General features: G+C 63.8%; 25 protein-coding genes. 3 read left to right on the top strand and 22 right to left on the bottom strand.

The genetic code is table 11. From position 1 onward, the window contains the following. The first annotated feature begins 81 nt into the window (after positions 1-81). From lysS to BLW05_RS05205, 3 genes are read left to right on the top strand one after another with little or no spacing between them, the layout of a single operon-like run. On the top strand, positions 82-1,644 hold the full coding sequence (lysS, locus tag BLW05_RS05215) for a lysine--tRNA ligase (RefSeq protein WP_093160688.1): 1,563 nt from the start codon (positions 82-84) through the stop codon (positions 1,642-1,644). Further along, complete coding sequence (locus BLW05_RS05210; RefSeq protein ID WP_093162061.1) at positions 1,638-2,918, top strand: Hsp70 family protein; 1,281 nt, start codon at positions 1,638-1,640, stop codon at positions 2,916-2,918. Before lysS ends, BLW05_RS05210 begins: the two co-directional genes overlap by 7 nt. Continuing rightward, the gene (locus tag BLW05_RS05205) at positions 2,915-3,442 is read left to right on the top strand and encodes a YgjP-like metallopeptidase domain-containing protein (RefSeq protein WP_093160685.1); all 528 of its coding nucleotides are present in this window, start codon (positions 2,915-2,917) and stop codon (positions 3,440-3,442) included. The genes BLW05_RS05210 and BLW05_RS05205 overlap by 4 nt, the downstream gene beginning before the upstream one ends. Here the strand turns inward: BLW05_RS05205 and nagZ are convergent, their stop codons facing one another. The 22 genes from nagZ to BLW05_RS05095 form a co-directional block, all read right to left on the bottom strand. Further along, positions 3,443-4,516 carry a beta-N-acetylhexosaminidase gene (nagZ, locus tag BLW05_RS05200; protein WP_093160683.1) on the bottom strand — a complete coding sequence of 358 codons (1,074 nt, stop codon included), beginning with the start codon at positions 4,514-4,516 and terminating at the stop codon, positions 3,443-3,445. It lies immediately after the preceding gene. Continuing rightward, complete coding sequence (gene acpS, locus BLW05_RS05195) at positions 4,513-4,908, bottom strand: holo-ACP synthase (protein ID WP_093160680.1); 396 nt, start codon at positions 4,906-4,908, stop codon at positions 4,513-4,515. The genes nagZ and acpS overlap by 4 nt, the downstream gene beginning before the upstream one ends. Beyond that, positions 4,905-5,675, bottom strand: a complete 771-nt coding sequence (locus BLW05_RS05190; RefSeq protein ID WP_093160677.1) for a pyridoxine 5'-phosphate synthase — start codon at positions 5,673-5,675, stop codon at positions 4,905-4,907. The genes acpS and BLW05_RS05190 overlap by 4 nt, the downstream gene beginning before the upstream one ends. Next, the gene (gene recO, locus BLW05_RS05185) at positions 5,672-6,430 is read right to left on the bottom strand and encodes a DNA repair protein RecO (protein ID WP_093160674.1); all 759 of its coding nucleotides are present in this window, start codon (positions 6,428-6,430) and stop codon (positions 5,672-5,674) included. The genes BLW05_RS05190 and recO overlap by 4 nt, the downstream gene beginning before the upstream one ends. Then, on the bottom strand, positions 6,431-7,369 hold the full coding sequence (gene era / locus BLW05_RS05180) for a GTPase Era (RefSeq protein ID WP_093160670.1): 939 nt from the start codon (positions 7,367-7,369) through the stop codon (positions 6,431-6,433). It lies immediately after the preceding gene. Next, complete coding sequence (rnc, locus tag BLW05_RS05175) at positions 7,366-8,064, bottom strand: ribonuclease III (protein WP_093160668.1); 699 nt, start codon at positions 8,062-8,064, stop codon at positions 7,366-7,368. Before rnc ends, era begins: the two co-directional genes overlap by 4 nt. Positions 8,065-8,092: 28 nt before the next feature. Beyond that, the gene (locus BLW05_RS05170; protein WP_093160666.1) at positions 8,093-8,449 is read right to left on the bottom strand and encodes a DUF4845 domain-containing protein; all 357 of its coding nucleotides are present in this window, start codon (positions 8,447-8,449) and stop codon (positions 8,093-8,095) included. A 29-nt stretch (positions 8,450-8,478) separates the two neighbouring features. Then, positions 8,479-9,450 (bottom strand): signal peptidase I, encoded by a 972-nt coding sequence (gene lepB, locus BLW05_RS05165; RefSeq protein WP_093160663.1) that lies wholly within the window; start codon positions 9,448-9,450, stop codon positions 8,479-8,481. Positions 9,451-9,453: 3 nt separating this feature from the next. Further along, a complete protein-coding gene (lepA, locus tag BLW05_RS05160) occupies positions 9,454-11,265 on the bottom strand; it encodes a translation elongation factor 4 (RefSeq protein ID WP_093160660.1) in 1,812 nt (603 codons plus the stop codon). A 522-nt stretch (positions 11,266-11,787) separates the two neighbouring features. Continuing rightward, complete coding sequence (locus BLW05_RS05155; protein ID WP_371126930.1) at positions 11,788-13,263, bottom strand: DegQ family serine endoprotease; 1,476 nt, start codon at positions 13,261-13,263, stop codon at positions 11,788-11,790. A gap of 54 nt (positions 13,264-13,317) precedes the next feature. Next, on the bottom strand, positions 13,318-14,202 hold the full coding sequence (locus BLW05_RS05150) for a MucB/RseB C-terminal domain-containing protein (protein ID WP_371126929.1): 885 nt from the start codon (positions 14,200-14,202) through the stop codon (positions 13,318-13,320). Positions 14,203-14,385: 183 nt separating this feature from the next. Then, positions 14,386-15,030: a sigma-E factor negative regulatory protein gene (locus BLW05_RS05145; RefSeq protein WP_093160653.1), complete on the bottom strand. Its 645-nt coding sequence runs from the start codon at positions 15,028-15,030 to the stop codon at positions 14,386-14,388. A gap of 13 nt (positions 15,031-15,043) precedes the next feature. Then, positions 15,044-15,718 carry an RNA polymerase sigma factor RpoE gene (gene rpoE / locus BLW05_RS05140; protein ID WP_093160650.1) on the bottom strand — a complete coding sequence of 225 codons (675 nt, stop codon included), beginning with the start codon at positions 15,716-15,718 and terminating at the stop codon, positions 15,044-15,046. Then, positions 15,715-16,116: a hypothetical protein gene (locus BLW05_RS05135; protein WP_177142566.1), complete on the bottom strand. Its 402-nt coding sequence runs from the start codon at positions 16,114-16,116 to the stop codon at positions 15,715-15,717. Before BLW05_RS05135 ends, rpoE begins: the two co-directional genes overlap by 4 nt. Positions 16,117-16,215: 99 nt before the next feature. Further along, the gene (gene fabF, locus BLW05_RS05130) at positions 16,216-17,460 is read right to left on the bottom strand and encodes a beta-ketoacyl-ACP synthase II (RefSeq protein ID WP_093160648.1); all 1,245 of its coding nucleotides are present in this window, start codon (positions 17,458-17,460) and stop codon (positions 16,216-16,218) included. A gap of 94 nt (positions 17,461-17,554) precedes the next feature. Further along, entirely contained in the window at positions 17,555-17,794 is a 240-nt protein-coding gene (acpP, locus tag BLW05_RS05125) for an acyl carrier protein (protein ID WP_007830471.1), read from the bottom strand. Positions 17,795-17,893: 99 nt separating this feature from the next. Beyond that, a complete protein-coding gene (gene fabG / locus BLW05_RS05120) occupies positions 17,894-18,637 on the bottom strand; it encodes a 3-oxoacyl-ACP reductase FabG (protein WP_093160645.1) in 744 nt (247 codons plus the stop codon). Between the two features lie 24 nt (positions 18,638-18,661). Further along, a complete protein-coding gene (fabD, locus tag BLW05_RS05115; protein WP_093160643.1) occupies positions 18,662-19,615 on the bottom strand; it encodes an ACP S-malonyltransferase in 954 nt (317 codons plus the stop codon). Positions 19,616-19,660: 45 nt separating this feature from the next. After that, positions 19,661-20,638: a beta-ketoacyl-ACP synthase III gene (locus tag BLW05_RS05110; RefSeq protein ID WP_093160640.1), complete on the bottom strand. Its 978-nt coding sequence runs from the start codon at positions 20,636-20,638 to the stop codon at positions 19,661-19,663. Continuing rightward, positions 20,638-21,687, bottom strand: a complete 1,050-nt coding sequence (plsX, locus tag BLW05_RS05105; RefSeq protein ID WP_093160638.1) for a phosphate acyltransferase PlsX — start codon at positions 21,685-21,687, stop codon at positions 20,638-20,640. Before plsX ends, BLW05_RS05110 begins: the two co-directional genes overlap by 1 nt. A 95-nt stretch (positions 21,688-21,782) precedes the next feature. Next, positions 21,783-21,965 carry a 50S ribosomal protein L32 gene (gene rpmF, locus BLW05_RS05100; RefSeq protein ID WP_028248601.1) on the bottom strand — a complete coding sequence of 61 codons (183 nt, stop codon included), beginning with the start codon at positions 21,963-21,965 and terminating at the stop codon, positions 21,783-21,785. A gap of 141 nt (positions 21,966-22,106) precedes the next feature. Beyond that, the gene (locus tag BLW05_RS05095) at positions 22,107-22,655 is read right to left on the bottom strand and encodes a YceD family protein (RefSeq protein WP_093160636.1); all 549 of its coding nucleotides are present in this window, start codon (positions 22,653-22,655) and stop codon (positions 22,107-22,109) included. Between the last annotated feature and the right edge of the window lie 13 nt (positions 22,656-22,668).

The raw sequence follows: 22,668 nt of genomic DNA, 5'->3' as shown, positions 1-22,668 counted from the left end.
GGTCAGGCGCGGGTCTGTCAAAGCCCCTGCGCGGTTAAAATGGCGGGTTGCGCTCGACACCGACAGCGCCACTACCCCGCCATGTCTGACCACCTGATCCCCTCCGTCCCCACGCCTGCGGCAGCACCTGCCTCGACGCCCGCCATCGACGACAACCAGCTCATCGCCGAACGGCGCGAGAAACTGAAGGCGCTGCGCCAGGCGCAGGCCGAGGGCAAAGGGGTCGCCTTCCCCAACGACTTCAAGCCCGCGGACCGAGCGGCGGCACTCGTCGCCGCGCACGGCGAAGCGCCGGCCGAGGCGCTCGAGGCGACGCCGATCGCCATCAGCGTCGGCGGCCGCATGATGCTCAAGCGGGTCATGGGCAAGGCCAGCTTCGCGACCGTGCAGGACGCCACCGGCCGCATCCAGCTCTACGTCACGCGCGATGCGATCGGCGAGGAAGCCTATGCCGAATTCAAGCGCTGGGACCTCGGCGACATCGTTGGCGCCGAAGGCACGTTGATGAAGACCAAGACCGGCGAGCTCTCCGTGAAGGTCACCTCGCTGCGCCTGCTGACCAAGAGCCTGCGACCGCTGCCGGACAAGTTCCACGGGATGGCCGACCAGGAGCAGAAGTACCGCCAGCGCTACGTCGACCTCATCACCGACTCAGCCGCGCGCGACCGGTTCGCGGCCCGCAGCCGTGCGGTGAGCGCGCTGCGCGACTTCATGGTGGGCAACGGCTTCCTCGAAGTCGAGACGCCGATGCTCCACCCGATTCCGGGCGGCGCCAACGCGAAGCCCTTCAAGACGCACCACAACGCGCTGGACCAGGAGATGTTCCTGCGCATCGCCCCCGAGCTGTACCTCAAGCGCCTCATCGTCGGCGGCTTCGAGCGCGTGTTCGAAATCAACCGGAGCTACCGCAACGAAGGCATCTCGGTGCGGCACAACCCCGAGTTCACGATGATGGAGTTCTACGCGGCGTACTGGAACTACCGCGACCTGATGGACTTCACCGAGACGCTGATCCGCACGATCGCCGACAAGGCGGTCGGCACGCAGCAGCTCACCTACCAAGGCAAGGCGGTGGACCTGAGCCAGCCTTTCGAGCGCCTGACGATTCGCGAAGCCATCCTCAAGTACACGGACGCGGGTTCGAATGTCGATGACGCCTCCTGGCTGATCCATGCGCTGCGCAAGCTGGGCCTGAACGAAGAGAAGGACAAGCTCTCCCAGCGCAGCCTCGCCTCGCTGCAGGTCATGTACTTCGAAGAGACCGTCGAAGAAAAGCTCTGGCAGCCGACCTTCATCATGGAACACCCGACGGAAATCTCGCCGCTCGCGCGTGCCAACGACGAGCGCCCCGAAGTCACCGAGCGCTTCGAGCTCTACATCACCGGCCGCGAATTCGGCAACGGCTTCAGCGAGCTCAATGACGCCGAGGATCAGGCCGCCCGCTTCAACGCGCAGGTCGCCGCCAAGGACAGCGGCGACGATGAGGCCATGTTCTTCGACCACGACTTCGTGCGCGCGCTCGAATACGGCATGCCGCCCACCGGCGGTTGCGGCATCGGCATCGACCGCCTGATGATGCTGCTGACCGATTCGCCGAGCATTCGCGACGTGATTCTGTTCCCTGCCCTGCGGCGCGAATCTTGAGCGAGCGAGCGCCGGCGATCGGCATCGACTTCGGCACCTCGAACTCCGCCGTCGCCTTCGTGGCCGACGACGGACTCGCGCGGGCTCTGCCGCTCGAAGGCACGGCCACGGCCATCCCGACGGCGATCTTCTTCAACGCTGAAGACCGCACCACGCACTTCGGGCGCGAAGCGATCGCGCAGTACCTCGCGGGCATCGAGGGGCGGCTCATGCGATCGCTCAAGAGCCTGCTCGGCAGTTCGCTGATGCAGGAGCAGACCGAAGTCTTCGGCGAGCGCGTCGGCTTCGAGGACATCATCACCCTGTTCCTCGCCGAGCTCGGCCAGCGCGCACGCGCGCAACTCGGCGCCCAGCCGGGTCGGGTGGTGATCGGCCGCCCGGTGCGCTTCGTCGACGATGACGATGCGCGCGACCAGCAGGCCGAAGACACGCTTCGGCGCGCCGCCAGGAGTGCCGGGCTTGGCGAAGTCAGCTTTCAGTACGAGCCGATCGCGGCCGCTTTCGACTACGAGCGGCGCGTCGAGAAGGAATCGCTCGTGCTTGTCGTCGACATCGGCGGCGGCACCTCGGACTTCACGGTGGTGCGGCTCGATCCCGCGTGCATGTCGGCCGGCGATCGCGCCGCGGACGTGCTCGCCACGACGGGCGTGCACATCGGCGGCACGGACTACGACCAGCGGCTCAGCCTCGAATGCGCGATGCCCGAGTTCGGCTTCCGCCACGTCGGCCCGCAGGGGCGCGAGGTGCCGAGCCGGACCTTCTTCGACCTCTCGTCGTGGCACCTGATCAACTGGCTGTACGCGCCCAAGGCGGTCCGCCAGGTGCAGGAGTTGCGCACCAGCTACGCCGACACCCGGTTGCACGACCGACTGATGAATGTGCTTCTGAACCGCGAAGGGCACCGCGTCGCCAACGAGGTCGAAGCCGCGAAGATCCGTTCATCGACGACGAACGCCGAAGTCGCGATCGACCTGTCCTGCGCCCAACGGAACCTGGCTGTCGCGCTTACAGCCGACGACATGGCACGTCATCTCGGCCCACTGCTGGATCGGGTGGTCGCTTGCGCGCAGGACTGCGTGCGGCTGGCTGCGCTGGGCAATGACAGACTGGACGCGATCTACCTGACCGGCGGTTCTTCGGCACTGCGTCCATTTCAGCAGGCACTGCGTTGCGCCTTTCCCGACGCGAAGCTCGTCGAAGGCGATTTCTTCGGCGGCGTCGCGTCCGGCCTCGCCTACACGGCCGCCGCGACGCGGGTGCCCCAGCCGGCATGAAATACCTCGCCGCATACCCTGCGGCGCTGCGGGCCCAGGTCGAACAGGTCATCGCCCAGGGCCGGCTCGCGGATCTGCTGCGTGGGCGGTATGGCGATGCCCACGACATCCGCACCGATCGCGCGCTGTACGACTACGTGAGCGAGCTCAAGAACGAGTTCCTGCGCAATGCCGAGCCACTGTCCAAGGTCGCCTTCGACAGCAAGCTCCACGTGATCCGCAACGCGCTCGGCACGCACACGACCGTCTCTCGCGTGCAGGGAAGCAGGCTGAAGTCGAAACGCGAAATTCGTGTCGCTGGCCTGTTCAAGGAAGTCCCGCTCGAGTGGCTGCGCATGATCGTGGTGCACGAACTGGCGCACATCAAGGTCCGCGAGCACGACAAGGCCTTCTATCAGCTCTGCACGCACATGGAGCCGGCCTATCACCAGTTCGAATTCGACTTGCGGCTGTACCTGACGCACCTGGATGGCGGCGGCGACCGCCTATGGCCCGCTACCGCGTCGCCTGGGCCGAACCTGTAGTCAAGGCTTCGGAAGCATCTGTACCGCGCGGCGGTAGGCCGTGGTCTGCATCAACGCATCCCAGCCGATGGCCGGCGACTTGGGCAACAGGCTTCGGCGACGCATCTCGCTCGCGGAATTTGGCACCCATTGGCCATTGCGCGCTGCGGCGGCGAAGCCATCGAGCAGTTCATCGAGCACGGCGCCGTCGTCCACACTCTGATTGCAGAGCAGCGCCAGATCACAGCCGGCGTTCAAGGCGGCCAGCGCGGCATCGGTGTAGCTGTGCAGCTCGCCGTCGATTCGACGGGCGGCTTCCATGCTGAGGTCATCGCTGAATACGGCTCCGTCGAATCCGAGCTTGCCTCGCAGGATCTCCTGCAGCCATTTCGCGGAAAAGCCCGCAGGCCTTGCATCGACCTTGGGATAGATGACATGCGCCGGCATCACCGCCGCGAGCGAACCGACGAGCCAGTCATAGGGCCGCGCATCGTCCGCGAGGATGGCTTTGAGGCTGCGGCGGTCGACAGGAATGGCCACATGCGAATCCGCCTTCACGAACCCGTGCCCGGGAAAGTGCTTGCCGCAATTGGCCATGCCGGCCTGCAACAGGCCGTGCATCAGGCTGCGGGCCAGCACGGCGACGACACGCGGATCGCGATGGAAGCTGCGATCGCCGATCACGCTGCTTTCGCCGTAGTCCAGATCAAGCACCGGCGCGAAGCTGAAGTCGACCCCGCAGGCGCGCAGCTCAGCCGCCAACACCTGCCCGCAGGCCACCGCAGTCTGCGTCGCGCGCAATGCGTCCTTCATCCACAACTCGCCCAGGATTCGCATGGAAGGCAGCCGCGTGAAGCCATCGGTGCGAAAGCGCTGGACTCGGCCACCCTCGTGGTCCACGCAAATCAGGATGTCCGGCCGGATCGACTTGATCTCTGCATTGAGCGCGGTCATTTGCGCACGGTCCCGCCAGTTGCGGGCAAAGTGGATCACGCCGCCGACCAGCGGATCAGCCAGCCGTCGACGGTCGGCAGCGTTCAGTTCGGCCCCCGCGACATCGATGATCAGCGGGGCATGCAGGGCGGTTTCGGTCATTCTTTGCGTTCGACCACGACGAAGCTGGCCGCGTAGTCGGTTTCATCTGTCACGGTGACATGGGCAATCAAGCCCTGGGCTTCGAACCAGGTCTTGAGTTCGCCGTGCAGCACGATCACCGGCTTGCCGCTCTTGTGGTTGACGATCTCGCACAGGCGCCAGCTCATCGGCATCCGCATGCCCAGGCCGATCGCCTTGCTGAAGGCCTCCTTGGCCGAGAAACGCGTCGCGAGATAGCGCAGGCCGCGCTTCGGCCATCGGGCGCTGCGCGCCTGCCAGACCGCGAACTCGGCGTCGCCGAGGACCTTGCGCGCGAAGCGCTCGCCCTGGCGCTCCAGCGTCGCCGAAATGCGCCGGACATCGCAGACGTCGGTGCCGATACCGTAGATCACCTGGGAGCCTGCTCGCCGGCTTCTTCGATGCGACGCAGGTACTCACGCGTCGCGGCGGCATAGCCCAGCTCCAGCGCGTCGGAAACGAAGGCGTGGCCGATCGACACCTCGCGCACACCGGGCACCACGCGCAGGAACTCGGTCAGGTTCTCGCGGCTGAGGTCGTGGCCGGCGTTGACTTCGAGGCCGGCCGCCTGCGCGGCACGCGCGGCCTCGGCATAGAGCCGCAGCACTGAATGCGCCTTCGAGGTATCACGCGACGCCGCGTAGCCCTCCGTGTAGAGCTCGACGCGGTCGGCGCCCACCGCCTTGGCCGCTGCCATCATTTCGGGATTCGGGTCCATGAACAGGCTCACGCGCACACCCAGGGCCTTGGCTTCCGCGATGACCGGACGGAGACGCTCGGCGTCTTCCGGGAAGCTCCACCCATGGTCGCTGGTCGACTGGGTTTCGCTGTCCGGCACGAAGGTGGCCTGATGCGGGCGCAGTTCGCGCACGAACTCCATCAGGTTATGGAAGGGATTGCCTTCGATGTTGAACTCGGCTTTCGGCCACTCCTTGTGAAGCAGCGCCGAGAGATCGCGCACGTCCTGCGGACGGATGTGCCGCTGGTCGGGCCGCGGATGCACGGTGATGCCGTGCGCACCGGCGTCGAGGCACATCGACGCCGCAAACAGCACGCTCGGGATGCCGAGCTGACGCGTGTTGCGCACCAGCGCGACCTTGTTGAGATTGACCGACAGAGCGGTGGAATTCGAAGAGCTCATAGGGCTTGCAGGTCCCGCATCATCTGCCGCGTACGCAGCGTTGCAACGCCGCAATGGTAGTTGAGCAAGGTGCGCAACTGGTTGCGCAGGGCGCCATTGACCCCGGCGCAGGCGCGGAGCGTGGCGACGAACGGCGCGAGATCGTCGAGTGCAGCCTGCAAGGCCTGCCAGTCGGCCCCTTGCAACGAGGGCTCGCCTTCGAAGGCTTCACGCAGCCCCGCCTCCGGCACGAGTGCGTAGCGGCCCTCCCCATCGAGCGGCGCGAGCGTGAGCGTCTGCGCGTCCAGCGCCGGCAGCAGCCCCACCTCCCGCAATAGCAGCAACTCGAAGGCGCGCAGCGCGGCCGACTGCGTCGCGGCCTGGGCGGCGGCATGGTCGCCGGCAAGCACCTGCACCACGCCGGCATAGGCATCGAAAAGCGCCTCGTGCGGGTCGTCGCGCGCCAGCAGGCGCAGCAGCAATTCGTTGACGTAGTAGCCGGACAGCAAGGCCTCGCCGGTCGGCATCACATGGCCGCCCATCCATTCGGCGCTCTTGAGGGTGCGGATCTCCGCGTCACCGGAAAAGCTCAGTTGCAGCGGCTGCAGCGGCAGCAGCACCGGCCGGAAATTGGAGCTCGGCCGCTTCGCCCCCTTGGCCACGAGCGCGATGCGGCCGTGGTGGCGGGCGAAGACTTCGAGGATCAGGCTGGACTCGCTCCAGTCGTAGCGGTGGAGCACGTAGGCCGGTTCATGCGAGACGCGCTTGACCGCCACTCACTCGTACCCGAAGGAACGCACGCGGGCCTCGTCGTCGGCCCAACCGGAGCGCACCTTGACCCACAGTTCGATGAAGACCTTGGCATCCATGAGCTTCTCGAGCTCCTGCCGCGTCTCGGTGCCGATGCGCTTGATGCGCTCGCCCTTGTCGCCGATGACCATCGCCTTGTGGCCGTCTCGCTCCACCACGATCGTGGCGGCGATCTTGACCAGGCGCTTCTGACCCTTGCGGGCTGGCGGCTCTTCGGTGAACTTGTCGATGACGACAGTCGAGGTGTAGGGCAGCTCGTCGCCCGTCAGGCGGAAGAGCTTCTCGCGCACCATCTCGCTGGCCAGGAACTGCTCGCTGCGATCGGTCAGCTCGTCCTCCGCGTACCACCACGCCTGTTGGGGCAGGTATTTCTCGCAGATGCCGAAGAGGCGCTCGACGTCCTTCGGGTTCTTCGCGGACATCGGCACGAACTCGGCGAAGGCGTGCTTTTTCTGCATGTCCTGAAGCCAGGGCGCAATGTCGGCGCGGCGGTGCACATGGTCCAGCTTGTTGGCGATCAGTACCGTGGGAATCCCGCTGCCGAGCAGCTTCAGCACGCGTTCGTCCGCCGGCGTGAAGCTGCCGGCTTCGACCACGAACAGGATCAGGTCCACGTCGGAGACCGCCCCGACCACCGTCTTGTTGAGCGACCGGTTCAGCGCATTGGCATGCAGGGTCTGGAACCCCGGCGTGTCGACGAACACGAACTGCGTCGCGCCCAGCGTGCGCATGCCGGTGATGCGATGCCGGGTGGTCTGCGCCTTGCGTGAGGTGATGCTGATCTTCTGGCCGACCAGCGCGTTGAGCAGTGTCGACTTGCCGACGTTGGGCTTGCCGACGATGGCCACCAGGCCGCAGCGCTGGGTTTCGGGAGAAGGGGTCGCGGTGTCGATGGGTTCGTTCATGGGGATGCCTTCGCGCCGCGCGCCTTGAGCCGGATCAACATCGCTGCCGCGGCCGCCTGCTCGGCCGCGCGACGCGAGCCGCCGATGCCGTGTTCATGCAGCCCCAGCTCGGATGCCTCGCATTCGACTTCGAAGGTCTGCTTGTGGGCGGCGCCGAGGGTTCCGACGACACGATAGACCGGCAACTTCATTTTGTGGCCCTGGAGCCATTCCTGCAATTCGGTCTTCGGGTCCTTGGCGGCCGCATCCATGCGCGGATTGATTTCCACGGATTCGTAGAGGCGCTGAACCAGCGCTTGCGCGGCGCCGAAACCCGCATCGAGATAGACCGCGCCGATCACCGCCTCGAGCGCGTCGGCGAGGATCGACGGCCGGTTCTGGCCGCCCGAGCGCGCCTCGCCTTCGCCCAGCCGCAGAAGCGGTGACAGCGCGAGCTTGACTGCGAGCTGGTGGAGCGTGTCCTGCTTGACCAGATTGGCGCGGACCCGGGAAAGATCGCCTTCCGCCATCGCAGTCAGCCGCGCGTACAGCAGATGCGAGACGGCCAGGCTGAGCACCGAGTCGCCCAGAAACTCGAGCCGCTCATTGTGATCGGCCGAGAAACTGCGATGCGTCAGCGCGCGCTGCAGGAGACGAAGGTCCGCAAACGAATACTGGAGCCGCGCCTGGAGCGCAGCAAGGCCGCCTTGGTTCACTGTGCGGCAAGCCTGGGAAGGGGGGCCATCAGCTCGAACGGCCGCGGTACTTCAGCAGGAGGTAGGCGGGCCCGAAGAGGTGGATCTCGCGGTCATAAGCGAACGAGACCACGACCTTGTCGCCCTCCTTTCGCACTTCGAGATCCTTGCCGGTGACGGAAGTGAAGTCGTCGATCGCCTGGGCGCGATCGAAGATGGCGCGAACCTCGGGCACCGTGTTGCCCTCCTTCGCCTTGTTCGCGGCCTTCGTGATGGCCTGATATTCGATCAGAGTGGGGATGACCTGCGCCACAACCACACCGACGCAAGCCAGGACGATCGCCACGAACAGCAGCCCGATGAACGAAATCCCGCGCTGCTTCCTTCTTGCCACTAAAGACTTCATGCCCTCTTCCCTATGTAAGCCCTGAATAGTTATTGGAATGTGCCGATGCGCCGCCAGTCGCTGAAATTCATCCAGATGAGGAATGCTCTGCCAACGATGTTCTGGTCCGGGACAAATCCCCAATAGCGCGAATCCAGCGAATTGTCGCGGTTGTCGCCCATCATGAAGTAATACCCCGCGGGCACCTTGCACACCAAGCCTTCAACACTGTAGCGGCAATTCTCCTGAAAAGGGAACGCCATGATTTCAGCCTCGGAGAGGCCGGCACGGCGCGCATCGTCATTGAGGATGTTGTGCTGCGTGCCATTGAGGTTTTCGGCGTATTGCTTGAGGTAGCGCATCGTCTCCTCGTCGAAATAGTCCGGAATGGCATCCTTGCTGACCGGCTGGCCGTTGATGGTCAGCTTCTTGTTCAGGTAGGCCACCTCGTCGCCGGGCACGCCGACAACACGCTTGATGTAGTCCATGCTCGGCTTGGGCGGGTAGCGGAACACCATGACGTCGCCACGCGCCGGGGACCGCCCCTCGGTGATCTTGGTGTTGATGACCGGCAGGCGCAGGCCGTAGACGAACTTGTTGACCAGGATCAGGTCGCCGACCAGCAGCGTCGGCATCATCGACCCGGATGGAATCTTGAAAGGCTCGGCAATGAACGAGCGCAGCAGGAACACCACGAGGATCACGGGGAACAGCCCCGCGGTCCAATCGAGCCACCAGGGCTGCATGAGCAGTCGTTCGCCCGCCTTGGCGTCGACGGTGTCGACCTGGGTGATGCCCTGGCGGGCAAGTTCTTCGCGCCGGTTCGCGAGCGAAGACTCGAGCGAAGCCGCAGCGCGCCGCCGTTTGGGAAGGAAATAGAAACGTTCGGCCAGCCAGTAAATGCCGGTGACGACGGTGGCCAGGAACAGCAGGAGGGCAAAGTTGCCTTCGACCGCACCGAAATACCAGGCGCCGATGTAGCCGACGAAGGCCGCGAGAACCAATGAGGTGATAAATGCCATCTTTTAGTCTTCGACTTGCAGGATGGCGAGAAAGGCCTCTTGAGGGACCTCGACCGAGCCGATCTGCTTCATTCTTTTTTTACCCGCCTTCTGCTTCTCGAGCAGCTTGCGCTTGCGGGTGATATCGCCGCCGTAGCATTTGGCGAGCACGTTCTTGCGCAGCGCCTTGATTGTCTCACGCGCAATGATGTTGGCCCCGATGGCCGCCTGGATCGCGACGTCGAACATCTGCCGGGAAATGATCTCGCGCATCTTGCTCACGACCGCGCGCGAACGATATAGGCTCTGGCTGCGGTGGACGATGATCGACAGCGCGTCGACCTTGTCGCCGTTGAGCAGGATGTCGACCTTGACGACGTCCGACGCGCGGTATTCCTTGAACTCGTAGTCCATGGACGCATAGCCGCGGCTGACCGATTTCAGCTTGTCGAAGAAGTCGAGCACGATCTCGCCGAGCGGCATCTCGTACGTCAGCATGACCTGCCGACCGTGATAGGCCATGTTCATCTGGATGCCGCGCTTCTGGTTGGCGAGCGTCATCACCGCCCCTACGTACTCCTGCGGCATGTAGATGTGGACCGTGACGATCGGCTCGCGGATTTCCGCCATGCGGCCGACATCGGGCATCTTGGACGGGTTCTCGACCATGATGACCTCGCCGTCGCTCTTCACGACCTGGTAGACCACGCTGGGTGCCGTCGTGATGAGGTCCTGGTCGAACTCGCGCTCCAGGCGCTCCTGCACGATCTCCATGTGCAGCAGCCCCAGGAAGCCGCACCGGAATCCGAAGCCGAGCGCCTGAGAGACTTCAGGCTCGTAGTGGAGCGACGAGTCGTTGAGCTTGAGCTTCTCGAGCGCATCGCGCAGCGAGTCGTACTCGCTCGCCTCGGTCGGATAGAGGCCCGCGAACACCTGCGGCTGGATTTCCTTGAAGCCGGGCAGAGGCTCGGTCGCAGTGGCCGCCGCGCCGCCGGTGCCTGTCTTGATCTGCGTGACCGTGTCGCCGACCTTCGCGGCCTGCAGTTCCTTGATGCCCGCGATGATGTAGCCCACCTCGCCCGCTTCGAGCGACTGGCGCGCCTCGTTCGCTGGCGTGAACACGCCCAGGTTGTCGGCGTTGTAGCTGGCGCCCGATGCCATCATCTTGATGCGATCGCCCTTCGCGAGACGGCCATCGACGACGCGCACGAGCATCACGACGCCCACGTAGGCATCGAACCAGCTGTCGACGATCATGGCGCGCAGAGGTCCGTCGGGATTGCCGCGCGGCGCCGGCACCTTGGCGACGATCGCTTCAAGAATCTCGTCGATGCCCATGCCGGTCTTCGCTGAACACGGAATGGCATCGGTTGCATCGATGCCGATCACGTCCTCGATCTCGGCCTTCGCGTTGTCGGGATCCGCCTGCGGCAGATCCATCTTGTTGAGCACGGGCACCACTTCAACGCCGAGGTCGAGCGCGGTGTAGCAGTTCGCGACGGTCTGCGCTTCAACGCCCTGGCTCGCATCGACGACGAGCAACGCACCTTCGCATGCAGAGAGCGATCGACTCACTTCATACGAGAAGTCGACGTGCCCCGGCGTATCGATCAGATTGAGGTTGTAGATCTGTCCATCGAGTGCCTTGTAGTGCAGCGCAGCGGTCTGCGCCTTGATGGTTATCCCACGCTCTTTCTCGATGTCCATTGAGTCGAGCACTTGCGCTTCCATCTCGCGCTCGGCGAGACCACCGCAACGTTGGATCAAGCGATCAGCAAGCGTCGACTTGCCATGATCGATGTGCGCAATGATCGAAAAATTTCTGATGTGATTCATCAACGGGAACGCTTAAGTACTTGAATTGGCTCGGGCGCAACAGGCTACGGACAAGAAAAAAGGGCGCGTCCACAAGAGACGCGCCCTGAACCAACAAGCAATGGCAACTGCAGTAGTTGGAACTTCATTGTAGGCAAAAAGGGGGGCGCGTACAGTCGGGCCAAGGCCCTCGGACGGTCGTTGCAGGTCAGCAACATCACACTTATAAACAACTTATCAACAGCATCGGTGGAGCAATCGCTTAACAACTTGTGGGCGAACTGTGGACCGTCGGTGGACGGACTGCAGGTATCTCGCATCGTGAAGAACCCACGTCGGCTTATGCGGTGTCCGGCGGCTGCGGGGTCCCTATTCTACCGAAATCCATCATTAGAAGTCCCTTAAGTTAGTTTTCACTAACCGATTGGGCAGTCCGGGCGGTCTTAAAAATTTTTCTCGGCAGTGCGGCCGTGGCGCGACAGCGTCGAAAAAATGGCCCCAAACCCGACTGCGGGATGGGGCCACTTGACGCCTTCGGCGTGATCAGCGTGCAGGGCGAACCAGCGCGTACTGCGCCCAATCACCCCGGCGGAAAAGCAGACTGACCGGCTTGCTCCGGTCTGCCTTCGCGAGTGCGGCCTCGAATTCCTTGACGCTCGACACCTCCGTGTTGCTGATGGCCAGAATGACGTCACCTTCGCGCAGGCCCGCACGAGCTGCTGCATCGGTCGCGGAATCGACCTTCACGCCCCCCTTGAGCTTGAGTTCCCGCCTCTGCGCATCGGGGAGATCGCTCAGTGCGAGACCCATCGACTTCGCAGCCGCGGATGCAGGCGCCTTGCCTGTCGATTCATCTCGATCCGAGGCACGCTTGGCAGGCTTGTCCGGCTCTATCTCGGCAATGGTCACGTTCAGGTCGCGCAGGTTGCCGCGACGGAAGACGGTCACCGAACTCTTGGTTCCGGGCTTGGTGTTCCCCACGAGACGCGGCAGATCGCTCGGCTTCTCGATCGACTTGCCGTCGAACTTGGTGATGATGTCGCCAGGCTCGATACCGGCCTTCTCGCCCGGCGAACCGGCTTCGACGCCGCGAACGAGTGCGCCCTGCGCCTTGCCGAGGCCGATGGACTCGGCCACGTCCTTGGTGACCTGATCGATCTGCACACCGATCCGCCCGCGCGACACGCGGCCGAATGCGCGCAGCTGGTCGCTCACGCGGATCGCCTCGTCGATCGGGATCGAGAACGAGATCCCCATGAACCCGCCGGAGCGCGAATAGATCTGGCTGTTGATGCCGACGACCTCTCCACGCATGTTGATCAGCGGGCCGCCGGAATTGCCGGGATTGATGGCAACGTCGGTCTGGATGAACGGCAGGTAGTCGCCGGTGTCGCGCTGCTTGGCGCTGACAATGCCAGCGGTCACGGTGTTCTCGAGGCCGAAGGGCGAGCCGATTGCCATCACCCATTCGCCAACGCGCAGCTTCGACACGTCACCGACCTTGACGGCGGGAAGGCCAGTCGCATCGATCTTCACCACGGCAACGTCAGTGCGCTTGTCGGCGCCAACGATCCTGGCCTTGAATTCGCGCTTGTCCGGCAGCGTCACCAGAACTTCGGAAGCACCGTCGACCACGTGCGCGTTGGTCATCACGAAGCCGTCCGGGGAAAGAATGAAGCCGGACCCGACACCTCGCGGGCGCTCCTCCTCTTGAGGCGCCGGGCGGTTGTTGGGGCGTCCCTGGCGAGGAATACCCGGCATCGGCTGGCCGAAGAAGCGCCGGAAGAACTCCTGCATCTCCTCGTCCACTTCCGGGTTGCCGCTTCCCTGGGCAACTTTCTCCACCGTGCGGATGTTCACCACGGCCGGCCCGACCTGGTCGACCAAGTCAGTGAAGTCGGGAAGGACGCGCGCCTGCGCGAATGCAGGCGACGTTGGCAACAGCCCAGTGGTCGACACGACAGCCAGCGCACAGGCCAGCACGCATGAACGGAGCTTGTTCCTCTCGAACTTGAGCATCATCAACTTCTTTCGTCTAAGAGCTTGGACACAACAACATCCATGAGCGACGGCTCAACGCGCACGAGCGAGGCTTTGGGCGAATGCATCCAAAGTCTGCGGCGGCACTTCGCCCACCGCGGTCAGCCACCAACCCCCGTCCTTGTCGGTCAATCGGCGCGTCAGCGTATAAGTGGCGCCGAGCGCAAGCAGGACCTCTTTGGCCTGGCGCTGGGCATCGTAAGGCTCCAGGAAAAGCGACACGGAAGCGAGGCCATCCGAGAAGGTCCACTGCATCGTGTGTCCCTGCGATTCGCCGCCAGCCGGACGCCGATAGCAATTGACCGGCTTGAACCCCGCAACCGGCTTCTTGAGTGTCCAGCCCTCGCGCTGCGGCGACGTACGTTCAAGCTCCGATTTCTCCACGCGATAGCCCGAGGTGCTGGTCATCATCTGGTTCAGGGCATGAACCTTGATCGGCACGTCGAGTTGCAGCTCGGAGAAGGCCGACTGTTCTATGACCTTGTTGTCGCGATCGAGCGTCTGCAGCTTCACGACCAGGCCGGATCGTCGTTCGCTCCACACCCGGTAACCGAATCGGAACTCGTCTCGAGGCTCCAGCAGAACCACGTCGGCATCAAAGCCGGCGACGCGCCCCTTTCCCACGACCCGCGCGACGTAGAAGTCGGCGATGGACGAGTCCGGCGCACCGATGAGATTCGGAAACAGCTCCAGGTTCTCCCTCTTCTCGCTCTTGACCACCTTCGATTCAGGCAGGAAGGTGACGACGCGGTCATTGCGCCGGAACGTCGACCGAGGCGGCCCGGAAAGCGCCTCGATGCGCTCCATCTGAAGATCGCCTTCGCAAACGTGCCAGATGCGCGCGCTCGAGAGATCGCCGGCTTCCGCCGAAACGACAAAGGTGCCGGCGTAGCTGCGCTGCCTCGACGCCGCATGCATGCGCTGGAGCCATTCGACGACCCCGAGGGTTGGCGCTTCGCCATTGCCAGGGCTTGCCTTTGCCGGCGGCGCGGTGCTCCGGGTCTGCGCCGTTGCCGCCTGTGCCGCGCACAGTGCAGCGGCAAGGATCATGTAGCGACGCTCGGGGATTGGAATCGAAACACTCATCGCAGATGCAAGCGCTCAGCGCGAAGGCCTTTCGAAGGTGGCATTGCGCAGGAACCCTGACGGCAGCTGCGATGCGCCACTGACCTGCTGGTGGGCTTCGAGCAACTGGTCGAGTCGCGGATCACGCAGCATGACCTGCGGATTGCCGTTTCCGACCAGGACTCGCGCAGGGACAAGGGTTTGGACCGGCGCAGGGGTGACATTGGCTGTCGCGACCATCGCAGCAGGGGCGGCCTGTTGCTGTGCCAACTGTGTCCCGGACGCACGGGATCCCTCGATGCCAACCCAGTTCCAACCGATGGCCGCTGCAGCCGCCAGCGATGCCGCCCCGGCGACGAGCTTCCAGCGGAAGACAGGCTCGTTGGCCGCCTCCACGCGCGAACGCTGCACAGGCTGCGCTTCAGGCAACGATGCCACGGCTTGCAGCGGGGGCTCCGCCGCCAGCCGATCCTGGAATCGCGAAAGGAAGGTTGTCGTGTCGCTGCACGGCGCGTGAAAGCCCGAACGAAGTACATCGCCGACGAGGTGATAGGTCTGCCACGTCGCACGCAATTCCTCGTCAGCGCCAATGCTGCCGACCAAATGGGCAAATTCCTCGCCTCGCAAATGGCCATCAGCAAGCGCCGACACCTGCTCACGAACTGTGTTTGTGTGCTTCATTTCATTCACCTGCTTACCATCGCTTGCCGGACTGGTTGTCCAGCAAAGGCTTGACCTTGGCAGAAATCGCCTCGCGGGCCCGGAAAATCCGCGATCGCACGGTGCCGATCGGACAATTCATGACCTCGGCGATTTCTTCGTAACTCATACCCTCGATTTCTCGCAGCGTCACCGCCTGCCGGAGCTCAGCCGGCAGCGCTTCCATGGCCGCCTCGACAGCCGCCGCAATTTCATTGGCCGCCAGCACGGACTCGGGGGTCTCGTCGCTGATTGGTTCGTTTCCGGGCCGGTAAGTTTCATCGTCCTCTTCGGAAGACGAACGCAAGGCGCTCTCGGTCACGGTCGGATCCCGCTTCATGTCGACCAACGCCTTCTTGGCGGTATTCACGGCGATCCGATAGAGCCAGGTATAGAACTGAGCCTCGCCGCGAAACTGGTGCAGCGCCCGGTAGGCACGGATGAAGGTTTCCTGGGCGATATCCTCGATCAGGTTGACGTCCCGCACCATGCGGCCGATCAACCTCTCTATCCGGCGCTGGTACTTCACGACAAGCAGCTCGAACGCCTTCTGGTCGCCCGCGACGGTTCTCTGGACCAGCTGAAAGTCGACTTCGCCCGGCCTAACCGCTTCGGCGGGCGCACCTGCCGGACCGGCATCCGGTGGAACTGGCGGCGGTGAAGCTGTCATGGCGAGAGGTGGTGCGCGTCGGCCGAGACGGATTCGGGCGTGCTGACCGCCGCTTCCGTTGGAATGGCGCGCGAATATAGCGCACGGCGCAAATCTCGCCACCGATGGGGCATGGCATCGCGCTCGACCCAAATCCACCGGGTCGCGCCGAGCGGCTCCCTGAGTCGGACGAGCAGCAACTGCTGCAAGTCCAGCATCACGGCGACCTGCGCGGTGGGCAAGTCGATGCCGCCGGACATCGACCAGGATTGGCCGTCGAAGATCAGATTCGCGCAGCCTGAAGTACGAAACACCCCCGTCCACGCCGCCACCGTCGCAATGATCGCGCAAAGAAGCAGCATGCCGTCCCGCCAGTCGATCCCGGGCGATTGGATGGCGGCAACGACGACGGCGGACACGCCAAGCACCCACAGAACGAGCAAGAGCCGCTCCGCATTGCGCGAGCGCCCCACCGGATAAATCACCGATGGGGCGCTATGCATGGGGATGGAAGAGGATCAAACGCGCTTGAACACCAGCGTTCCGTTGGTGCCGCCAAACCCGAAGTTGTTCTTGACCGCGATGTCGATCTTCAGGTCGCGCGCTTCATTGGCGCAATAGTCGAGATCGCACTCAGGATCCTGATTGAAGATGTTGATCGTCGGCGGGCTCTTCTGATGATGCAGCGCCAGCACGGTAAACACCGACTCGATGCCGCCGGCGCCGCCCAGCAGGTGGCCGGTCATGGACTTGGTCGAATTGACAACGAGCCTTCTGGCGTGGTCGCCGAATGCGTTCTTGATTGCATTGGTCTCGTTCAAATCGCCGAGCGGGGTCGACGTCCCATGGGCGTTGATGTACTGCACCTGGTCTGGATTGACGCCCGCATTGGCCAAGGCCATTTCCATGGACCGCCGCGGCCCGTCCACGTTCGGCGCCGTCATGTGAAATGCGTCGCCGCTCATCCCGAACCCTGAAACCTCGGCATAGATCTTGGCGCCACGAGCTTTCGCACGTTCGTATTCCTCGAGCACCAGCACGCCCGCGCCCTCGCCCAGGACGAAGCCGTCACGATCCTTGTCCCATGGGCGGGACGCCGTCTTGGGATCGTCGTTGCGGGTGGACAAGGCACGCGCCGCGGCAAAGCCGCCCAATCCGAGCGGAGAGACGGTGGACTCAGCGCCGCCGGCGATCATCACATCGGCATCGCCGTACTCGATCATGCGCGCGGACGTACCGATCGCATGCAAGCCGGTGGTGCACGCGGTCACCACTGCAATGTTCGGGCCTTTGAATCCGTACTGGATCGAAACATGACCCGAGATCATGTTGATGATCGAAGCCGGGACGAAGAACGGCGACACGCGGCGCGGACCGCGATTCACCAGTTCGGCGTGGGTTTCCTCGATGAGGGGGAGACCACCAATACCGGAGCCGATATTGCACCCGATGCGCACGGCCTCTTCTTCCGACAGTGCGTCGCCGGTAGGCAGACCGCTGTCCTGCACCGCCTGCATGGCGGCGGCAAGCCCGAGATGAATGAAGCGATCCATGTGGCGCGCTTCCTTCTCGGAGATGTACTGCTTGATGTCGAAATCCTTCACTTCGCCCGCAAACTTGCAGGCGAAGCCGCTCGCGTCGAACTTGGTGATGGTGTCGATACCCGACTTCCCGGCCAACAAATTGGCCCAGGATTCGGTGACCGTGTTTCCGACAGGAGCGAGGCAACCGAGCCCGGTCACAACGACGCGGCGTTTGGTCATGCCGGCAAACCTTTCTGGAAGCACTGAGACCGCTGCAGGGCCATCGCAAGCATCAACGCCGCGGGCCGAAGGAACGGTATCTCAGCGTGGCCGATCAGGCCTTTTGATTCTTGGTGGCGTAGTCGACGGCGTTTTGCACCGTGGTGATCTTCTCGGCGTCCTCGTCCGGAATTTCGATGCCGAACTCGTCTTCGAGCGCCATCACGAGTTCGACCGTGTCGAGCGAGTCAGCGCCGAGGTCAGCAACGAAAGCCTTTTCATTGGTGACTTGGGACTCTTCAACGCCGAGTTGTTCGGCAATGATTTTCTTGACACGTGCTTCGATATCGCTCATTTGGTTCCCTCTGAGGGTTGTAAGTAATCGGTGGATTTTAGCCGGCCGGATTGTGGCATTTGCCGCTCGACCGTAGGCTGAAGGTATTGCGTTGGCGGCTTACATGTGCATACCGCCGTTGACGTGCAGTTCCTGACCGGTGACGTAGGCCGCCTGGGGAGACGCAAGGAACGCGACGGCATGGGCGATGTCGGCAGGCTTGCCAAGATGACCGAGGGGGATCTGGGCCAGCAGGGCTTGCTGCTGAGCCTCCGGCAGGCTGGCCGTCATGTCGGTCTCGATGAAACCCGGCGCAACACAATTGACCGTGATGCTGCGGCTGCCGAGTTCGCGCGCCAGCGCCCTCGTCATGCCCGCAACGCCGGCCTTTGCGGCCGCGTAGTTGGCCTGCCCCGCATTGCCCGAAGCACCGACCACGCTGGTAATGCTGATGATGCGCCCGTAGCGCTGCTTCATCATGGGTCGGATCACGGCGCGCGACAGCCGGAAGACAGCCTTGAGATTCGTGTCGAGAACGGCATCCCAATCGGAATCCTTGAGCCGCATCGCGAGCGTGTCGCGCGTGATGCCGGCATTGTTGACGAGCACATGGATGGCTCCGTAGACCTTGACGATTTCATCGATCAGCGCTTCGACCGCGGCGCCGTCATTGACGTCCAGCGCGCAACCGCGACCACCGTAGGCACTCAGCGCCGCGGTGATCTTTGCGGCACCGTCTTCCGTCGTGCCTGTTCCGATGACCCTGAGGCCGCGCTGGGCCAACTCGAGCGCGATGGCGGCGCCGATGCCGCGAGACGCTCCGGTCACCAAGGCGACCTGTCCTTCAAATTTGAGAGTGCTCATGGAATAACTCTGGAAGATCAACGCTCAAGCAGCGAGCAGATGTCGGGTCTCGGCCAGACTCGCCGTGTCATACACCGACGCTGCAGCCAATTCGGGAGCGATCCGCTTGGCCATGCCGGCCAGCACCTTGCCAGGACCGCATTCGATCACGGCGTCGACACCGCGTGCCCTCAAGGCCTGCACCGTTTCGACCCAGCGCACGGGGCCAGCGGCCTGACGCACGAGCGCGTCACGGATCGATTCAGGATCGGTCACGACTGCCACGTCGATGTTGTTGACCACGGGGATCTGCGGCGCAAGGAACGTCACCGAAGCGAGGCGCTCGCGCAGCGCTTCCGCCGCGGGCTTCATCAGGCTGGAGTGGAAGGGAGCGGAAACCGGCAACGGCAGCGCGCGCTTGGCGCCGTTCGCCTTCAGGACTTCGCAGGCCTTCTCGACGGCGGCCTTGCTGCCGGCGATCACCGTCTGCATCGGATCATTGAAATTCACCGCCTCGACGACCTCGGCGCTGCCGGGACCGAAACTGGCCGCCGCCTCGGCGCAACCCGCCTTCACCTTCTGGGCATCCATGCCCAGGATGGCCGCCATCGCGCCGGCGCCCACGGGAACCGCCTGCTGCATGGCCTGTGCGCGGAAGCGCACCAAGGGAGCCGCCTGAGCCAGAGTCAGCACGCCGGAAGCGACCAGCGCAGAGTACTCGCCGAGCGAATGCCCAGCCACGACGGACGGGCGCTCTCCACCTTCCGCCAGCCAGGCTCGCCATGCGGCGACGCCGGCGACAAGCATCACTGGCTGGGTATTGGTGGTCAGCGCAAGGGCTTCCTTGGGGCCCTCATGGATGAGGCGACCCACATCCTCGCCGAGCGCGTCCGACGCTTCGCGAAGCGTCTCGGCGACCGCGGGATGACCGCCCCAGGCGTCGAGCATGCCGACCGACTGCGAACCCTGCCCCGGGAAGACAAATGCGAAAGACTTCATTGTTCTTGGCTCCATATGCGCCGCCGCGGCGATGCGCACTTCACTTCAATAGTTCAGCAGCACCGCGCCCCAGGTGAATCCGCCGCCCACGCCTTCAAGCATGAGGGTGTCACCCTTCTTGACCTTGCCGGATCGCACTGCGTGGTCGAGCGCCAACGGAACCGATGCCGCCGACGTGTTGCCATGCTCGTCGACGGTCACGATCAGCTTCTCGCGAGGAAGCTTGAGCTTCCTGGCGGTGCCTTCCATGATGCGGATGTTGGCTTGGTGGGGGATCAGCCAATCGATGTCCTGATCGGTCTTGCCGGCCTTTTGCAAGGTCGTGCGCGCCGCGTCTTCCAGCACGCGCACCGCGAGCTTGAACACCGCCTGTCCGTCCATGTGGAGGAATGGGGTTCCAAGCACGGAGCCGCCAGACACGTTGCCCGGCACGCACAGGATGCCGACGTGCTTGCCGTCGGCGTGCAGGTCGGTGGCCAGAATTCCCGGTTCGGCGCTGGCTTCGAGAACCACCGCGCCGGCGCCATCGCCGAAAAGCACACACGTGGTGCGATCGTTGAAATCCAGGATCCGCGAGAACACCTCGGCGCCGACAACGAGCGCACACTTGGCGCTGCCCGTGCGGATCATCGCGTCGGCGACCGTCAGCGCATAGACGAAGCCGCTGCAGACGGCCTGCACGTCGAACGCGGGACAGCCGGCTATGCCCAGCTTGCTCTGAAGAATGGCCGCAACGGACGGGAACACCATGTCCGGCGTGGAGGTCGCGACGATGATCAGATCGACCTCGGCTGCGCTTCGGCCGGCGGCCTCGAGAGCAGCCTTGGCGGCTTCCAGCCCGAGATCGCTGCTGGTCACATCAGGGGCAGCGAAATGCCTGGCCTTGATGCCGGTGCGCTCGATGATCCATTGATCGGAGGTCTCGATGCCGCGACCGGCGAGGTCCCGCGCCAGATCGTCATTGGTCACGCGGCGAGGCGGCAGGTAACTGCCGGTGCCGGTAATGCGAGAAAAAGATGTCATCAGACGTGAAGCGCTGCCGCGTCGGCGGCCGCAGGTTCTTGCCGCGCAAGCAAAGGTGCTGCATGGGCGATGCGGGCCCGCACGCGATCGAGCAGGTTGTTGCGAGCGGCATCATAAGCGCGATCCAAGGCATGCCCAAAAGCCACCTCGTCAGCAGAGCCATGGCTCTTGAAGACCAGCCCACGAAGCCCGAGCAAGGCAGCGCCGTTGTACCTGCGGTGATCAAGGCGTCTTTTAAGCGCTTTTAGAACCGGATAGGAGACGATTGCAGCAAATTTGCTGAAGAGGCCGTTGGAATATTCGATACGCAGGAAATCAACGATCATCGAAGCAACGCCCTCGGTGGCCTTGAGCGTCACATTGCCGACGAAACCGTCGCACACGACGATGTCGGTCGTGCCTTTGAAGATGTCGTTGCCTTCCACGTTGCCGTAGAAGTTGAGATCCTGGGAGTTGGCCGCTTTTCGAAGCAGTTGACTCGCTTTTTTGATCGTTTCGCTGCCCTTGATCGCTTCCTCGCCGACATTCAGCAGACCCACGCTGGGGGACTCGTTGCCGGTCAGCGCCGAGACCAGCGCCGAACCCAGCACCGCAAACTGCAGAAGATCTTCCGCGTCGCAATCCACGTTCGCGCCCAGATCCAGGACGGTTGTCGCACCGCCCTTGCTGTTGGGCAACTGGGGCGCAATCGCCGGGCGGTCGATGCCGTCCAGCGTCTTGAGGAGGTATCGGGCGATCGCCATCAGCGCGCCCGTGTTACCGGCGGAGACGGCTGCCTGGGCGGCCCCATCCTTCACCTGCTGGATGGCGACGCGCATCGACGAATCCTTCTTCTTGCGAAGTGCGATTTCGATGGGATCGTCCATGCCGACAACCTCGGTGGCCGCGACGACCGTCGCCCGGGGATGGGAAAAGCCGGAAAGTGCGTCGGGAATTCCGACGAGAAGCAGCGACGCCTCGGGATGTCGCTCGAGAAAGCCACGGCAGGCCGCGAGTGTGACGCGCGGCCCATGGTCGCCACCCATGCAATCAACGGCAAGCGTGATCACGGACGGCGCAGACAAAGGTGCAGACGGCGTAGCCATCAAAACAAAGGCCCGACGCTACGGGAAAAGTAGCTTCGGGCCTCGACCTTGAAACGGTCTCAGGCTTCGGACTTGGTCTTGAGAACCTTGCGACCGCGGTAGAAACCGTTCGGGCTGATGTGGTGACGCAGGTGGGTTTCACCGGTCGTGGGCTCGACGGCGATGCCGGGCACGCCCAGCGCATTGTGCGAGCGGTGCATGCCGCGCTTCGACGGCGACTTCTTGTTTTGCTGGACGGCCATGATGGCTCCTGGATGTATTCGGGTGGGTTGGCGGGCATGCGAGGCGGCGATAACGCTCTAAAAGCACTAGCGGCGGCGCGCGCGAAGCCCATGATTATAGCCTAGTGGCACCAAAGAGCGCCACCCCTCTCGCCCGCACCTCTATTTGCCCTCGTCCGACTTCAATTGCTTGAGCACCGCGAACGGATTCGGCTTCTCGCCTTCCGCCGCGTCGAAATCGGGATCGATCGCCGACAGCCTTGCCGGTTCGGGACATACCTCGTGGCGCGGCGTCACCGGGATTTCCATCAGGAGTTCGTCCTCGATGAGACCGTGCAGATCGAAGTCCCGACTGGCGACCAGGACGTCCTCCTCGGCCTCCTCGTCTTCCGCAGCGGCAATGGTCTCGTCCGAGACGAAGCGGAACCACCGATCGACATCGAGCCCCACGTCGACCTCCGCAAGGCAGCGCTGACAAACCATGGGAACCAGCGCGCGTGCCGTCAGATGCACCCATGGCACGGCGCTGCCATCGGCACTGCTCCGGCGCTCCCCGGTCGCCGCCCACTGCACTGCCAGGTCGTCACGCGGCTCGAGCAACTCGGCATGCAGTCGCCGGTAGCTCCGCACGAACTCGCTCCCGGAGATGGAGGCACCGGCTTCGGCAAAACCATTCACGTCGAGTCGGCCAGGGACAAATTCTCTCGTCATCCGGCCAGTCTAA

The organism is Variovorax sp. YR216 (genome assembly GCF_900107745.1).
In the GTDB taxonomy this organism is placed as follows: domain Bacteria; phylum Pseudomonadota; class Gammaproteobacteria; order Burkholderiales; family Burkholderiaceae_C; genus Variovorax.
The sequence above is the reverse complement of the archived record's forward strand: the minus strand, read 5'-3'. Positions and strand labels throughout refer to the sequence as shown.

Bases quoted from the DNA above. Each gene is read 5' to 3' on its own strand.
- lysS (WP_093160688.1), top strand. From the start codon at position 82: ATGTCTGACCACCTGATCCCCTCCGTCCCCACGCCTGCGGCAGCACCT.
- BLW05_RS05205 (WP_093160685.1), top strand. From the start codon at position 2,915: ATGAAATACCTCGCCGCATACCCTGCGGCGCTGCGGGCCCAGGTCGAA.
- nagZ (WP_093160683.1), bottom strand. From the start codon at position 4,516: ATGACCGAAACCGCCCTGCATGCCCCGCTGATCATCGATGTCGCGGGG.
- BLW05_RS05190 (WP_093160677.1), bottom strand. From the start codon at position 5,675: ATGAGCTCTTCGAATTCCACCGCTCTGTCGGTCAATCTCAACAAGGTC.
- era (WP_093160670.1), bottom strand. From the start codon at position 7,369: ATGAACGAACCCATCGACACCGCGACCCCTTCTCCCGAAACCCAGCGC.
- BLW05_RS05170 (WP_093160666.1), bottom strand. From the start codon at position 8,449: ATGAAGTCTTTAGTGGCAAGAAGGAAGCAGCGCGGGATTTCGTTCATC.
- lepB (WP_093160663.1), bottom strand. From the start codon at position 9,450: ATGGCATTTATCACCTCATTGGTTCTCGCGGCCTTCGTCGGCTACATC.
- lepA (WP_093160660.1), bottom strand. From the start codon at position 11,265: ATGAATCACATCAGAAATTTTTCGATCATTGCGCACATCGATCATGGC.
- BLW05_RS05155 (WP_371126930.1), bottom strand. From the start codon at position 13,263: ATGCTCAAGTTCGAGAGGAACAAGCTCCGTTCATGCGTGCTGGCCTGT.
- BLW05_RS05150 (WP_371126929.1), bottom strand. From the start codon at position 14,202: ATGCATGCGGCGTCGAGGCAGCGCAGCTACGCCGGCACCTTTGTCGTT.
- BLW05_RS05145 (WP_093160653.1), bottom strand. From the start codon at position 15,030: ATGAAGCACACAAACACAGTTCGTGAGCAGGTGTCGGCGCTTGCTGAT.
- rpoE (WP_093160650.1), bottom strand. From the start codon at position 15,718: ATGACAGCTTCACCGCCGCCAGTTCCACCGGATGCCGGTCCGGCAGGT.
- fabF (WP_093160648.1), bottom strand. From the start codon at position 17,460: ATGACCAAACGCCGCGTCGTTGTGACCGGGCTCGGTTGCCTCGCTCCT.
- acpP (WP_007830471.1), bottom strand. From the start codon at position 17,794: ATGAGCGATATCGAAGCACGTGTCAAGAAAATCATTGCCGAACAACTC.
- fabG (WP_093160645.1), bottom strand. From the start codon at position 18,637: ATGAGCACTCTCAAATTTGAAGGACAGGTCGCCTTGGTGACCGGAGCG.
- fabD (WP_093160643.1), bottom strand. From the start codon at position 19,615: ATGAAGTCTTTCGCATTTGTCTTCCCGGGGCAGGGTTCGCAGTCGGTC.
- BLW05_RS05110 (WP_093160640.1), bottom strand. From the start codon at position 20,638: ATGACATCTTTTTCTCGCATTACCGGCACCGGCAGTTACCTGCCGCCT.
- rpmF (WP_028248601.1), bottom strand. From the start codon at position 21,965: ATGGCCGTCCAGCAAAACAAGAAGTCGCCGTCGAAGCGCGGCATGCAC.
- BLW05_RS05095 (WP_093160636.1), bottom strand. From the start codon at position 22,655: ATGACGAGAGAATTTGTCCCTGGCCGACTCGACGTGAATGGTTTTGCC.